This window comes from Shewanella oncorhynchi (assembly GCF_012584455.1).
In the GTDB taxonomy this organism is placed as follows: domain Bacteria; phylum Pseudomonadota; class Gammaproteobacteria; order Enterobacterales; family Shewanellaceae; genus Shewanella; species Shewanella oncorhynchi.
On the sequence record NZ_JABAEB010000002.1, the window covers coordinates 287,486 to 302,725 of the forward strand.

Consider the following 15,240-nt stretch of genomic DNA (forward strand, 5'->3'; position numbering starts at 1 on the left):
GTAAACCAATAAAAAAGAGAGCATTTATGCTCTCTTTTTATATCCAAATCAGAGTGACAACATTAGCTCACATTCTCCCTATCACCACGCATAAGGGATTCCAACTCTGCCTTACCCTTATTCGATAGATTGATTAACGTCGCTAAATCATTTTGATGGGCTGCGCTAGCAATCACGAGTTTCTTATCATGTTCAGCAAATATTTTTACCCGCTCGTTGGCTTGTACCTGCGATAAACCTAGACCTTGGAGAATCTTCTCACTGGCCGATAGCGCCGAACCAAAGGTCTCACGAAACACATCCGTCACCCCAAGGCTCATCAAACGATAAGCATGGTTACGGTCCCTCGCCCGCGCGATTATGTTGATATGGGGAAAATGCGTTTTCACTTGCTGAGCAATTTCAATGGAATCCTCAACACTATCCACGGCAAGCAATAGTAATCTAGACCGAGCAATCCCCGCCGACATCAACATGTCTAAGCGTCTGGCATCACCAAAATAGACCTCACCGCCATATTTGCGAATCACATCCACATGACTCGCATCCTTATCCAAGGCGACAAAAGGGATACCTGATGAGGCCAAAATACGCCCCGTGATCTGGCCTACTCGACCAAATCCAGCAATCACCACTTCAGATTCGGTGACATTAATCGTATCTGGCAGACGAGTATCCACCACTTTGGCTTTAGTTGCTCGGAACAAAGTAAACAATAGAGGCGTTATTGCCATAGACAAACCAATAGCAAGCACTAGCACTTGCGCAATTTTATCGCCGACAATGCCAGATAACTGCGCCTGGGATAACAGCACAAAGGCAAATTCACCGCCTTCTGCAAGGATCAACCCCAATGCAATACTCGGTCGCCATTTGTGATGCCGAATGCGCCCCAGCACCATCAGCACAAAGGTTTTAATCAGCAACATAGCCATTAAAATACCCAGAATAAGTAACGGATCAGATATCAATAATTTCAAATCCATACTCATACCGACAGCCATGAAAAACAGCCCAAGCAATAAGCCTTTAAAAGGTTCTATGTCAGTTTCGAGCTGGTGCCGATAACTTGAGTTAGCGAGCATAATACCCGCCAAAAATGCCCCCATGCCCGCAGAAAGTCCCAACCACTCCATTAACTCAGCGCTACCCATGACCAGCAATAATGCAAAAGCGGTGAGCACTTCACGCACCCCACTGCTTGCCACTAGTTTAAGGAATTTAGGCAGTAAATATTTCCCCACTAACACAAAACCAACGAGCGCAAGACACGTCCAGTACCAAGGCACCGCATGATGTTCAATCTGAGCAGAATTGGGCGCCAAATATGCTGTCAGCAGCAACATAGGGATAACCGCAAGATCTTGCATTAACAAGACCCCAAAAGCATCACGTCCAAGTGGGGTTGTAAGCAACCTATGCTCACTCATTAACTGCACGGCAAAGGCTGTCGATGATAAAGATAGCGCGGCGCCAACCACTAAAGCCGCCTCAATAGACAAGCCAAAGCCCCAAGCCAAACCTCCAATCGCAGCCCATGACAACAACAGCTGACCACTGCCTAAACCAAAGATTGCACTGCGAAGTTCCCATAATTTACTTGGATTCAATTCGAGTCCAAGTACAAACAGCATAAGAACCACACCTAACTCGGCAAAATGCAACACGGCTGCAGGATCAGAAACCAACGCCATACCACCTGGGCCTAAAATAATCCCTGCGGCCAAATAGGAAAGAATAGGGCCCGCGCCAAAACGTTTACCCAAAGGAACAAAAATAACCGCCGCCAATAAAAATAGCAGCACCGACGTGAGTAAACTCGACTGTTCCATGAAGGCTCCAACGGAAAAAGGAATGCGCATTGTTCTATGTAAGGACCCAGCAATAGCTAGGCAATTATCAGCTATGATATCCCATTTATTTATTAACAAGGTCAAGGCTATTCATTAAAAATAAGAAATTTTTGATACGGAAAACACTTAAGCGTGGGGGAAATCAACTGGAGCAACAAAGCAGAGTAAAAGAGCGCTTAAAGACACCTTAGACTGTTATTGCATTTTAGTGAGTGGCTGCAAAATAAAAAACGAGCAATAAACTAAGGAAGGATAAAACCAGTAAGGGCTTGCCAACTCTGGATGAGACTAAATGCTCACTCGACTTACATTACACAGAGGGCGATGCGATATGACGCCGTAAATCAGTTGCCTGCTTGTCACATTTTAATATGTCAGAATAGCGTACTACGGTGTTGCGGCCATTGGCCTTAGCGGCATAGAGCGCCATGTCGGCTCGGTGAAATAATGGATCCAAACTCAGATCATCAGCCATTAAACCGCTCACGCCAAAACTCGCCGTTATGACGAACTTATGCCCTGAATGTTGGGTATCAATGGCCTCGATACGGGCTCGGCACTGCTCCGCCACTTCCATGCCTTTCTCTTCATCGGCATAGGGTAATAAAATTGCAAACTCCTCACCGCCGATACGAGCAAAAACATCACCATTTCGGATATGGGATTTAAGGGAGTCAACCACCTTTTTAAGCGCCCAATCGCCAGTTCCATGACCAAAAGAATCGTTGATGCGTTTGAAGAAATCTAAATCGAACAAAATGACACAGAAATCCCCGCTACGAGCCGTGGCTTGCACAAAAAGGTTTTCTCCCAACTCTTGCCCTGCACCACGATTCAATATGCCTGTTAAGGCATCCATTCTCGCCATACGCATAAACTTACGTTTCTGCATCTGACCTACGGCTAACAAAATCCCAAGGAAGAACAGCCCACCCACTAGAATAGTGATAAACATCAGCATATTGGTGTATTCCCGCTCTTTTACCATTTGCTGAGCGATGTAAAGTTCACGCTCTTTATTGAGTAAGTTGATTTCACGCGCCTGTTCATCGGCATTAAACTTAGCCGCCTGATAAGCGAGAGTTTTCATTCTAGATTGGTCAAAAATCAATTGATTATAATATTGTTCTTTTCTTGTGTATTCATAGGCTTGCTCAAATTGTTTATCCGCCGCCATCAGTTCGGCAAATACCTTATATGCAATATGCTTATGTTCGATGTAGCTATTATCATCGGGAAATGAAAGCACTTTAACTGCGTGACTTTTCGCTTGAACCTGCTCACCCATGGCAAAGTAATTCTCGGCAAGTAGTGCATGTACATGGCTAATTTCTAACTGAAATTGAAAAGCTTCATACCCTTTTAAAGCTAATAGCAGAATCGCTCTCGCGCCTAAAAAGTCGCCCCGCTCCTGCAAAACCATAGCTTTGCCTTTCATCGACATAGTCGCCAAAAGGGGGAATTGCTTCGCATCACAGTATTGACGGCTATCTTCGAAGGCATCGAAGGCGTCGGGATTTTTCACGCCGAGTAAATAAATAGCGCGCAACAATTTAGCATGACAAATATCGCGGACATCGGTTTCCTTTGCGAGTTGTAGCACTTTATTGGCATAAAGGCCCATATCGCTATAAGCATCCATTTCGGAATAAATATTGGCAATTCTTAAATATGAGTGCCGTTTAATCGTGACATCATCAATATTCACCACTAGGGCTAATGCTTGAGCGACTGCAGCCAAGGCTTTGTCATAGTCACGTATCCCTATATATACAGTGGCTTTGTAACTATAAACTGACGCTAATAAATCAGTATTTGTCACTAAGGTTTCGGCTTGGTGAAGATCATCTAACGCTTTAGTATATTCACCGATGAAAAAATAACCTATAGCTCTATCTATCCTCAGTCGTCCTTGTTGTATTGTAGTTAAACGACTGAATTCTTTCTCATATTCGGCAAGCTTTTTCTGCGCAGCACTAAGATCAGATTGCAGTAATACATCAAGCTCATTAAGTGCCTGATCAAAATCGAGAGAGTTAGCCATCAAAGCTGTCGAACACAAGGCGAAAATGGCTAATAGGGCACAACGTAACCGTTTCAAGATTAGTTAATTATTACCATGATTGACTAAAATAAATGTTTGATAATTTTGGTCGCCACTCAAAACTTTTAGTTTTGTCATATCCCCTGTCATTACAGCGCTAATTTCTTCATCTGTTAACCCATGGGCGCGCATTACCGCCTCAGGGTCCTGTTGATACGCTTCCATCAGCAGTGCATCTTGGCCTAACTGGGTAAAAAAATCGGATAATGCAGACATACCTTTCCTTATTTATATGGTGACTCCCGAATTCAGCTCAGAAGTACAGCACTCACAATTAGCCTAAATCTTCAGGTCTAATGCCTAATTTAGTTAAAATAGCATAGTTGTATTCGAGTTTTTTTGCTGGCGGGATCAGTAAGGTACTGATCGGAGACAAGTTTGCCTCGGGCAGCTTACTCAACGGCAAATGCTCAATTCTAGGGGCTTGAACTGGCAGATTAGCAGCTTCGTAGATCACCACTTGATGGTCTCGCGGATACCATTGATTCAGTTGTTCAACCAAAATCTGCAGCCTGTCACTCGTAGTATGGAACTGAGTTAAGGTATGTTCACCAGCAATCGCAATTTGCCATAACAATAAATGGGTTGTCGGATCGGGCACATGATTAAAAAACATAAACTGGCTAGCTTCAAAGCTTTGATGCCCAGAGCTGCCGGGGTCAATACCCAGATCAGCCCATAAACACGCCTCGGCAGAAATCCCCGGCTCCATCTTCGCTGAAAACCCTTCAGCCCTCGCCCGCGTAATCGCCATATGGGAAACACAGGCAAAGACTCCAGGATGACCATAGAGCGCACAAACGGTTTTTTTTCCAGCCTTCACGGCCTCCAATATAGAATTAACCATTTGTTCGTAGGTTTCTCGGCGATTTTTAACTTCACCATTTTGTGCATAAAACGGCTGTAAATTGATGACATTGGGATTAATGTTCTGGATCCAACGCTGCGAAAAACCATCGGGCAAGAGTGAAAACACGACATCAGCGTGCTCAATATAACTACGACTCATCACACTGATCTGTCCGGCCAGTTGTAAACCCGTACCTACACAAACTAAAGAACCCAATGCATCTATCCCACTATTTTATTTCGAAGACTGCAAACTCACGACAAAAAGCCACAGTACAAGAACACAATAAAAACATATCGGTAACTTTAATCTGATTTTAACGAGATTACTATGTTTATCGCCACACATACTGTCTATTGACTTACTAACTAATTGCTTGGCTTTAAAGAAGAAATCGCTCACATTTACTCTTTTCCCAATCCAGCCAACAGTAAATCTGTACGGCTCTGACGCAGAAAATCATACTCATAGTCCCATATGACTTCAGCTAATAAATATCCTTAAAGATTGAGAACTAAAGCCAACATACTGGGTCGAAAAGTCACACAATTCGATCTATGACGGTTGCAAAGCCCGATTGCCCTTGTCATGAGGGGGAATGCTTGGGTATTATGGCCGCCAGATTTTCAGAAGTAGCGCATACAATGATCAATAAAAAGCAAAGTCTTACCCTACTGGGCGCTGTGGCGCTCTCTGTTTCGCTCAGTGCCTGTAGCGTGTTCGATTGGTTGATTTATAAGCCCGACATTCCACAGGGCAACTACATGGAACCGCAACAAGTTGAACAGTTGCGCATTGACATGACCAAAGAACAAGCCGAATACATTCTCGGCCGTCCGGTATTACGAGATAGTTTTGCCGACGATACTTGGTACTATGTTTATCACTACAAGAGTGGACGTGATGCCAGCATCACGCATAAAGAACTCATACTGCACTTTACGGGCGATAAACTTACCTCAGTGAAAGGCGATTATGAACTGAGCAAAGAATTTAGTACGCCGCTAGAGCAAAGCAGTTTACCTACGGGTAATAAAACTGAGCTAGTGCCACAAATTCCAGCACAGCGCGCCGATGAAAAGCCATTAGTTAAAGAAAATCAAGCTGAAGCGCAAATTCAAAAACCAATTAAGTAATATCCTAAACTTTGCTTATGCCCTTCTCAGTTAATCAAATATAAAAAAAGCGCCCAAGGGCGCTTTTTTATTGAGCAATGATGTCAGTATTTAAGATTTAAGCTCGTCCGCCCGTCACTTTATTCGCGCGGCCTTCATCTTTAGCTTTATCTGCTCGGCGACGACGCACATCCTTAGGATCAGCAATCAAAGGACGATAAATCTCAACCCTTTGCCCCGGTAAAATCACTTGGTCATGCTTAACCACATTACTAAACACACCGAGCTTAACCGTCTCTAAATCGATCTCAGGAAAAAAACTCACTATGTTACTTAAACGCACCACCTCAATCGCTGACGTGCCGGGATTCACATTCACCGAAATCACTTTTTGCTGTGTAGGCAAGGCGTAAACCACATCAACTACAAACTTATCTGTCTCATTTGTCACTGTAAATCACCTTAGCGCGACTCGTAAATGCCGTCACCATTGATACCATAAGATCATTAAACACTTTACCAAAGGCCATATCGGCTAACGAACTTGAAAACTCAAAACTCAGCTCGAATTCTACCTTGCAGGCCTCTTCAGTCAGCTCAGTAAAACGCCACTGCCCCAATAAATGCTTAAAGGGCCCATTTTCCAATGTTAAATCAATACTCTTACCAGGAACCACTTGGTTGCGAGTCGTAAATGTCTTACGGATCCCCGCTTTACTCACATCAACAGATGCCAGCATAGTCTTGCCATCAAATTCTAAGACTTTGCCACCCACACAACCGGGTAAAAACTCCTTATACGACTCGACATCATTCACTAAGTCATACATTTGCATCGCACTAAAACGGACTAACACACTTCGAGAAATTTGCGGCATAGGACTTAGTACTCTTCACTAACGTATTCACAGCGACCTAAGCAAACTCAAACGCACGAAAATAACGCACGTGCAATAAACAACTTAGGCCAGCAATCAAAATTTGCACGGATTTTATCACGATACGTAAAAAACGCACCCCTTGTGCACTTAGGCTGATACTTAACACCCTAATCACGTTCAAAAAAACAGCAACAACACGATAGAGGCTTGAAATTAACTAAATAAACCCTTATATCAATACCAAATTGATTCACCGTGCGTATAATGGCGCCACTATGGTAAAGAAAAATTCAAGCAAAGCCGCGCCTGCGACTATCGCACGTAATAAGCGCGCAACCTTCGAATACCGTTTCGAAGAGAAAATGGAAGCCGGCCTATCCCTTATGGGATGGGAAGTGAAATCTATCCGTATGGGTAAGGTCAACTTGTCCGACTGTTACGTATTCCTGAAAAATGGCGAAGCCTTTATGCATGGCTGCACCATTATTCCTTTGAATACAGCATCGACACACGTTGTCTGCGATCCCCTACGTTTGAAAAAACTGCTACTCAGCCGTAAAGAGCTAGATAAACTAGCGGGCTTAGTTGAGCGCCAAGGCTACTCTATTATTCCTATATCAATGTACTGGCGTAAAGGTGCATGGGTAAAAGTGGAAATTGGCCTAGGTAAAGGTAAGAAAGATCACGATAAGCGCGAAGATACTAAAGCGCGTGAATGGGAAGTTGAAAAAGCCCGCGTGATGAAAAAAGAAAAAACGCACGGATAATGAACAAACGATTGAACTTGAAGCAAATGATGCTAGGTGATCATAGTGCTACGGGTTACAATCAAATTCTTGGGGGCGATTCTGGATTCGACAGGATTCACGAAACCCTGGGAGCATGCCGAGGGGCGGTTGGCCTCGTAAAAAGCCGCACAGTTATAGTTGCAAACGACGATAACTACGCTCTAGCAGCTTAGGCTAGCTAGCCATCTGACACAGGTCTCTCAAATGGGCGGTGTATACAGATGGTCATCTTACATTTGATAGCGAGGGAACTCCGTCCGGGGGTGAACCGCGAAATAGTACCGGACTCGCCCGATGAAATCCTGTCTTTCGGAGTTTATTCGGGTTAATTAAAAGAGAGACTAAGCATGTAGTGCCTTGGATGTAGGTGTTCTGGACGCGGGTTCAAGTCCCGCCGCCTCCACCAATTTTACCAGAAGGGCTTAACCGCAAGGTTAAGCCCTTTTTGTTTGAACCTTCAGGCTATTACCCATTTCGAGCTATTGATTAAAATGCAGCGGCGGGAACTGAACTGGCGTCGATAAATGAATCATGTCACCACTTGATCTAATCTCTATTAGATTCAGCCATTCAGACGCCGCACCTAAAAACCTACCTTTTCCCCTTTCCACCCAAAGCCCGTTTCTTCGCTCTTTGCTTCTGAGCCGCTTTACCGTTACGTCTAGGTTCGGTGTCCATTTTATTAAAGTCGGGTTCAAAGCCGGGTAACCATTGTTGTGGTAAACGCTTGTCCAATACGACTTCGACTTCTTCCAATAATAGGGCGTCCTCTTGACTAAAGAGGGTGATGGCAAGCCCTGCACTACCCGCTCGACCTGTGCGACCAATACGATGAATATAATCTTCGGCGATAAAGGGTAGCTCAAAGTTGATCACATATTTAAGCTCGACGATATCTAGGCCTCTGGCGGCGACATCCGTTGCCACTAGCACTTGGATCTTACCTTGTTTAAATTCCTGCAAGACTTTCTCGCGCGCGCCTTGGGACAAGTCACCGTGAAACGCCTGAGTGCTAATATCGGCTTTATTCAGTTGCTGAACCAGTTTGTCGACGCCTTGCTTGGTGCGGCTAAAAATCAACACTTGATGCCAGTTTTTACTGCGTACCAGATGGCTAACAAGTTCGGTTTTACGGTCGGCGTCGACGGCATAAACCACTTGTTCAATTTCGGCAGCGGTCGTATTGCGCTTGGCAACTTCAATCAACTTGGGATCGCGCAGTAAGGTTTTACTTAAGCTGAAAATAGCGGCATCTAAAGTGGCAGAAAATAACAGGGTTTGCCTATCACTCGGTACTTGCTTGAGCACGGCTTGAATTTCATCCATAAACCCCATGTCGAGCATACGGTCGGCTTCATCGAAAACAAGCACACTCAATTGCTTAAGATTTAATGCACCTTGCCTAAGGTGGTCAAGTAAGCGGCCCGGTGTTGCGATTAACACATCAATCCCTGCATTAAACACGGCGACCTGCGCATCGATACTCACGCCGCCGTAGGCGATGCCGATACGAATATCAGTCCCTTTAGCGTACTTAACAAAACTCTGCTGTACCTGCACCGCCAGTTCACGTGTCGGCACTAAGACTAATGCGCGTATGGATCTCACGGCCGTTAACTCTTGCGGAGGGCTGAGTGTCATCAAATGATGCAAGATAGGCAAGGCGAACGCAGCGGTTTTGCCTGTACCCGTTTGTGCGCCAGCCATCACATCCCGTTTAGCTAAGATGGCAGGGATCGCTTCTAACTGGATTGGCGTTGGCGATTCATAGCCAAGAACCGCTAAGGTATTAACTAACGTGGAGTTTAAGGATAAGGCACTAAAAGACATTGCGGTTAACCACTGAAAATAATGGCTAGAATTTTAGCAGACACAACCCTAAGCGACTAGCGGCATAGCGCTAGCCTATTGTTATATGCAAACTTGTTTTACGATAGAAATGCGTCGAGATCTTCAGCTAGCTGCGGACGACTAAAGAGATAACCTTGGGCTTGATCGCACTGGTTTTGTTGCAGAAAATCAGCTTGCTCTTTAGTTTCAACCCCTTCGGCGATAATTTCCAGCTTCAACGCATGTCCAAGCGCAATCACAGCCTTAGCGATAGCGGTATTGTTGGTATCGAAGGGAATGTCCCGCACAAAAGATTGATCAATTTTCAATTTATGAATAGGCAGTTTTTTCAAATAGTTGAGCGATGAATAGCCAGTACCAAAATCATCAACCGATAATTCGATACCCAGATCGCCAAGTCGCTTTAAGTCACGGATAGCAAGATCAGGATTCTGCATCATCACACTTTCGGTCACTTCAAGCTCTAAATGCTTGGCTGGCAAACCCGTTTCAGCTAAGACACGTTTCACATCATCCACAAAGGAACTGCGCTGTAACTGTTGTCCGGCCACGTTCACCGCAATGCGGCCAAAGTGTTTACCTTCACTAAGCCAACGCATGCCCTGACGACAGGCGGTTTCTAACACCCATAAACCTATCTCATGGATAAGACCTATTTTTTCTGCCACAGGAATAAATACCGCGGGCGAAATCAAACCCAGTTGAGGATCGTGCCAACGCAGTAATGCTTCAAATCCCACGGTTTGTCGAGTCACTAAATCAAGTTTTGGCTGGTACATTAAGTACAAGGCATTTTGCTCAATCGCGCCATAGAGGGCACTTTGCAGCTTAAGATGTTCAAAAGACTGTTGAGTTAAGGACTCTGTATAAAAAGCATAATTATTGCGGCCATCATTTTTGGCGCGATACATGGCCGCATCCGCGTTACGCAGTAAAGTGTCCGCATCGGTTCCATCATTTGGATACAAAGAAACGCCCATACTCGCCGTTAAACGTAAGTGGTCGCCCGTGCTCACAATAAAAGGTTGCTCAAACACTTGGCGCAATTGATTTATAGCAACTGCGGCATCTGCACTATTGTCGATCCCTGAGATCAATGCCACAAACTCATCGCCACCAATCCGTGATAACACATCCTGATCGCCTACTTGGCTGCGTAAACGCTTGGCAAGCTCAACCAACATCTCATCGCCTATACTGTGGCCAAAACTGTCGTTGATATGCTTGAACAGATCGACATCAATCATCACAGTCGCTAATTGCAAATTCAGCCGCTTAGCTTGTCGCACTTCTTGCTTAAGCTGCATCATGAACTTCATGCGATTGGGCAAATGCGTTAGCGGGTCAAAATACGCTAAGTGCGTGAGTTGTGCTTCATTCTCTTTCTGGGCTGAAATATCGGCAAATACAGCGACAAAATAACGCACATCTCCAACGTCATCATAAATAGTGCTTATGGTGATATTTTGCGGAAAAATCGTGCCATTTTTACGCCGATTCCAAATTTCGCCATTCCATTTACCTTGAGTAAGCAAGGCATTCCAGAGTTTATCGAAAAAATCTTTATCATGCCGACCCGAACTAAAAATCCGAGGATTCTGGCCGAGTAACTCTTCCCTCACATAACCTGTGATCTCAAAAAATGCACCGTTAACGTCGGTAATATTGCCATGCCGGTCGGTCACAACGACACCTTCAACCGAGTTTTTAAACACATTGGTCGCCAGTGTCAGTTGTTCTTCAACTGCTTTATGCTTGGAAATGTTGCGAGTCATACCGATAACGCCCACGAGCTCACCCTGGGCATTGAGTGTTGGGAGTTTTAGCGTTTCTAGCCAAAGATGATTTTTAGCTTCACTGCCATCTAAACACTCAGCGACAATGATAGGCGTACCTGACTCGATAGCGAGCATATCACCCTCTAGAAAAATCTCTGCAATATCAGCACCAAAGAGTTCAACATCGGATTTACCAACAATCTCACTGCGGGGCATTTCCCACGCATTCTCAACACTACGATTGCAAAGAGTGTAAATGCCAGCGGCATTTTTCATCCAAATATGTTCGTCAAAACTATCGATAAAAGTTTGTAAATCGACCGTATCGACACGACTCGGTGAACCTCGGCTTAATGTTTCAGCCGCATTATGTTGGCTCAATATCTCGCCTAACTGGTGTTGAATACTATCGCTGATAAGCTTGGCAAATTGTAGCGTTTTTGAATCTACGCCGTGAGCCTCGTTGTGATAGAAGCATAAAAAGCCAAAATGTGCCCCAGATGGCCAAGCGAGAGACAAACAAATCACGCTGCCGATTGCGCTACAAGTGTGCCAATCTGAGTGCTGCCGAGTATCCATAATTAACAGAGGCTCACGTACCTGCTCAGTTAGCTGTGATACAGATAATGCAGCCGTGATTTGATGACTGCCTAATCGCGGCAATGCTGAAATCGGCTCACTCAGGCTGGACAACTTAGCATTGCTTAGAGGGGAAATAGTAGGTTTATCAATAAAATCAAAGGGATTGGGAACGATTTCTGATGGTGTGAGCATTGAGGGCATCACAACGGACTGGCTTATAGCAGGCTGGGGGGTAGCCAAATGATTGCCACTTAAGTGGCTGAGTATTGCCTGTATTTCACTTTCAGCCGCAGAGTCTGAACTTAACATGCTGCTAAGTTCACCCGCAGCATTCCATGCTAATAACATTACTTTACTGCTTGATATCTCAGCGACTAAATTTAAGTCACTCAACCAGTTATCCAGCTGTTGCTGCGTAATAGGTACATCTATCATCATCTTGCCAACTCAGATCTCGTTACTGCTCAATCGGCCTACAGCGAGAATACCGTAAGACCTTAAACACATGCCCAATATTGCTACAGAGGGAAAACGTTAACCAAGCAGTAAAATCTCATAAAATTTTACGTTTAACATCAAATCAATACATCTCAATTGGCACTAAGGTTGGATCTAAAACTTACTCCATCATATCCACCTTTTAGGGTGGTAGAGGTCAAACCATCAAAATTCACACTAACTTACTCACACTCAGCAGACTGCTTGCACGGGTAAATCCAACTAACATTGCATTTGCTACTTTAGCACAAAATTTTAGTGTCAGTATCGCAATAAGTTTATTGACTAACAATTAGTTAGACTTAATCAATTAAGTCTTCCCCCGATAATTCAGCACTTTCTTAGCGAGAGAAAACCATCCCTAAAGACATATATCAGCAATAACAGAGTTTTGATTGACAAAAATGCTATCTTATTGTCTACAATGGAAATAATAAGGCTGAAAAACCAAGGATATTTATGCCCACTGACGTCGTATCAAGCCAAGCTACCCTGCTCAACAGTAAACAATTATATCGCATTTGCGAACTCGACCAATTAAGCACAGATTGCCAATCGACAGCAGAACTCACACCTCTCAATGATATTGTCGGCCAAGAACGCGCCCAGCAAGCGGTAGAGTTTGCAATGGGAATTAAAGAAAAGGGTTACAACATCTACGCCATAGGTCAGAACGGCCTCGGCAAACGGACCATGATGCTGCGTTACCTAAGCCGTCACGAGCCAAACGACCATACCCTGTACGATTGGTGCTATGTGGTTAATTTCGACGATACCCGTTGCCCTAAAGTGCTGAAACTGAGCGCAGGGACTGGGCTTGAATTTAAAAAAGCCGTCGAAAAGTTGATGCTTAAACTTGTCAAAGCTATGCCTTTAGCCTTTGATAATGAAATGTATTATGCCCGGACTGAAAAGCTCAAAAGCCAATTATCACAGAAGCAAGAAGTCGCACTCACAGAATTAACCGAAGAAGCGAAACAGAAAGGCATCAGCCTCAGTTTAACCATGCAGGGCGACTATCAAATGGTAGCGCTCAATGGTGAAGAACCCCATGACGAAGCTTCATTCGAAGCATTGACAGAGACTGAACGTAGTCAATTTGAAAGTAATATCAATGGGCTAGAGGTTAAACTACGGGGTATTATTCGCCAAATCACTGAATGGGAAGAAGAATTCAGCGACAAGCAGCAAGAGCATGACGAACAAGTCGCCAAAGAAGTATTAATCCATTTTATTAAGCCACTCAAAGATAAGTTCAAGCACCAGCCCGAAGCACGGACTTTCTTAACCGGTATGCAGGCGGATATCTTAGACAATTTAGATATCTTTTTAGAAGAAAGTGAAGAACAACTGGGCCTAGCCTACGCTTCCCTTGAAAAGAAAATGCCCCGCCGCTACCAAGTTAACGTTTTGGTCGCTCAAGGGACTCAAAAATTCCCTATTGTCGTAGAAGAAAGCCCAAGTTATCACAGCCTATTTGGTTATGTGGAAAACGCTACCTTCAGGGGGACAGTGTTCACCGACTTCTCACTTATCCGCTCTGGCAGTCTGCACAAAGCTAACGGCGGCGTGTTATTGATGGATGCGGTAAAAGTGTTAGAACGCCCTTACGTGTGGGACGGGTTAAAACGCGCCCTGCGTTCACGCAAACTCGATTTAAGTTCACTCGAGCGTGAAGTGTCACTGTCGGGCACGATTTCATTGGCGCCTGAGCCTATCCCCTTAGATGTGAAAATTATTCTGTTTGGCGATCACGAAACTTATCAGCTATTACAGCACTATGATCCTGACTTCAGTGAGTTATTCCGCGTTACCGCCGATTTTGAAGATGTGATGGACAGAACCTCAACTTCTGAGGCGCACTATGCCCGCTTTATTTCGAGCATAGTTCACGACAACAACATGCTACATTGCGACCGTGCGGCTATAGCACGCATCATCGAATACAGCTCGCGGGAAGCCGAAGATCAACAAAAACTGTCGCTACACTCAGCCAATATTGCCAACCTACTGCGGGAATCAAACTACTGCGCTAAATCGGCAGGCAGTCAGCAAATTTTAGTGCCGCACGTTGAGCAAGCACTGCGAAATCAAGAGCAAAGAGTCTCGCGTCTGCACGACAACATAATGCAAAGCTTTACCAACGGCACGACCTTGATTAGCACTCATGGCAAAGTGGTTGGGCAAATCAATGCCTTATCCGTAATCTCGACCTCAGATCATCAGTTTGGTATGCCCAATCGCATCACAGCAACCACAGCGTTTGGTAAGGGTGAAGTGATGGATATCGAGCACAGAGTCAAACTTGGAGGCCGGATCCATTCTAAGGGCGTGTTGATCTTAACCGCTTATTTAGCCTCAGTTTTAGGTAAGACGGCGCAAATCCCGCTCACCACTTACCTCACCTTTGAGCAATCATACAGCGGTGTAGACGGTGACAGCGCCTCAATGGCCGAATGCTGCGCCATTATCTCGGCTATTAGCGAGCAAGCAATTAGGCAAGATATTGCCATCACAGGTTCGATGAACCAATTTGGTGAGACTCAACCCATTGGCGGTGTGAATGAAAAAATTGAAGGCTTCTTCGATGTCTGCAAAATAAAAGGCCGTACACCGGAACAAGGGGTGATTATTCCTGCCTCGAACATGGCAAACCTTATGCTGCGCAAAGACATTGTCAATGCAGTGGCACAGGGGGAATTCCATATTTGGGCTATTACCCATGTGACTCAAGCAATGGAATTACTGCTCGGTAAAACCGCGGGCAGTTTGTCGCAAACGGCCGCACCTAGCCAAGGGCAATATTCTCCCGAGAGTATTTTTGGCATCGCTCAGCAAAAGCTCACCGCACTCAGATCCTTAGTTAAAACGGATTAAATAAAAGGCACGAGACAAACGAAAAGGGTTAGCACATGCTAACCCTTTCTTTATAAAGCTATT

Annotated in this window: 11 protein-coding genes and 1 other RNA gene; 4 read left to right on the forward strand and 8 right to left on the reverse strand. The window is 44.7% G+C overall.

Going from position 1 to position 15,240, the window contains the following annotated elements; genetic code table 11:
- Window positions 1-62 precede the first annotated feature (62 nt).
- From HGO26_RS03490 to HGO26_RS03505, 4 genes are all read right to left on the reverse strand, one after another.
- Window positions 63-1,832 carry a monovalent cation:proton antiporter-2 (CPA2) family protein gene (locus tag HGO26_RS03490; RefSeq protein WP_168823360.1) on the reverse strand — a complete coding sequence of 590 codons (1,770 nt, stop codon included), beginning with the start codon at window positions 1,830-1,832 and terminating at the stop codon, window positions 63-65.
- A 331-nt stretch (window positions 1,833-2,163) separates the two neighbouring features.
- Window positions 2,164-3,897, reverse strand: coding sequence for a GGDEF domain-containing protein (locus HGO26_RS03495; protein ID WP_168823584.1), 1,734 nt, complete (start codon window positions 3,895-3,897; stop codon window positions 2,164-2,166).
- A 63-nt stretch (window positions 3,898-3,960) separates the two neighbouring features.
- Window positions 3,961-4,173: a hypothetical protein gene (locus HGO26_RS03500; protein ID WP_168823362.1), complete on the reverse strand. Its 213-nt coding sequence runs from the start codon at window positions 4,171-4,173 to the stop codon at window positions 3,961-3,963.
- A gap of 58 nt (window positions 4,174-4,231) precedes the next feature.
- Complete coding sequence (locus HGO26_RS03505) at window positions 4,232-5,023, reverse strand: SAM-dependent methyltransferase (RefSeq protein WP_168823363.1); 792 nt, start codon at window positions 5,021-5,023, stop codon at window positions 4,232-4,234.
- Between the two features lie 428 nt (window positions 5,024-5,451).
- Between HGO26_RS03505 and HGO26_RS03510 the strand changes: the two genes are divergently transcribed.
- Window positions 5,452-5,943: an outer membrane protein assembly factor BamE gene (locus HGO26_RS03510; RefSeq protein WP_247651454.1), complete on the forward strand. Its 492-nt coding sequence runs from the start codon at window positions 5,452-5,454 to the stop codon at window positions 5,941-5,943.
- Window positions 5,944-6,040: 97 nt separating this feature from the next.
- On the opposite strand, the gene HGO26_RS03515 is transcribed toward HGO26_RS03510, so the two are convergent.
- The gene (locus HGO26_RS03515; protein WP_106651167.1) at window positions 6,041-6,373 is read right to left on the reverse strand and encodes an RnfH family protein; all 333 of its coding nucleotides are present in this window, start codon (window positions 6,371-6,373) and stop codon (window positions 6,041-6,043) included.
- Complete coding sequence (locus HGO26_RS03520) at window positions 6,363-6,800, reverse strand: type II toxin-antitoxin system RatA family toxin (RefSeq protein WP_028760728.1); 438 nt, start codon at window positions 6,798-6,800, stop codon at window positions 6,363-6,365. The genes HGO26_RS03515 and HGO26_RS03520 overlap by 11 nt, the downstream gene beginning before the upstream one ends.
- A 278-nt stretch (window positions 6,801-7,078) precedes the next feature.
- On the opposite strand from HGO26_RS03520, the gene smpB reads away from it, so the two are divergent.
- On the forward strand, window positions 7,079-7,570 hold the full coding sequence (smpB, locus tag HGO26_RS03525; RefSeq protein WP_006080832.1) for an SsrA-binding protein SmpB: 492 nt from the start codon (window positions 7,079-7,081) through the stop codon (window positions 7,568-7,570).
- A gap of 71 nt (window positions 7,571-7,641) precedes the next feature.
- Window positions 7,642-7,997: a transfer-messenger RNA gene (ssrA, locus tag HGO26_RS03530) on the forward strand.
- Window positions 7,998-8,182: 185 nt separating this feature from the next.
- On the opposite strand, the gene HGO26_RS03535 is transcribed toward ssrA, so the two are convergent.
- Entirely contained in the window at window positions 8,183-9,421 is a 1,239-nt protein-coding gene (locus HGO26_RS03535; RefSeq protein WP_168823368.1) for a DEAD/DEAH box helicase, read from the reverse strand.
- 98 nt (window positions 9,422-9,519) lie between these two features.
- The gene (locus HGO26_RS03540) at window positions 9,520-12,240 is read right to left on the reverse strand and encodes a putative bifunctional diguanylate cyclase/phosphodiesterase (protein WP_168823370.1); all 2,721 of its coding nucleotides are present in this window, start codon (window positions 12,238-12,240) and stop codon (window positions 9,520-9,522) included.
- A 519-nt stretch (window positions 12,241-12,759) separates the two neighbouring features.
- On the opposite strand from HGO26_RS03540, the gene HGO26_RS03545 reads away from it, so the two are divergent.
- The gene (locus tag HGO26_RS03545) at window positions 12,760-15,177 is read left to right on the forward strand and encodes a Lon protease family protein (RefSeq protein WP_168823372.1); all 2,418 of its coding nucleotides are present in this window, start codon (window positions 12,760-12,762) and stop codon (window positions 15,175-15,177) included.
- Window positions 15,178-15,240: the final 63 nt, after the last annotated feature.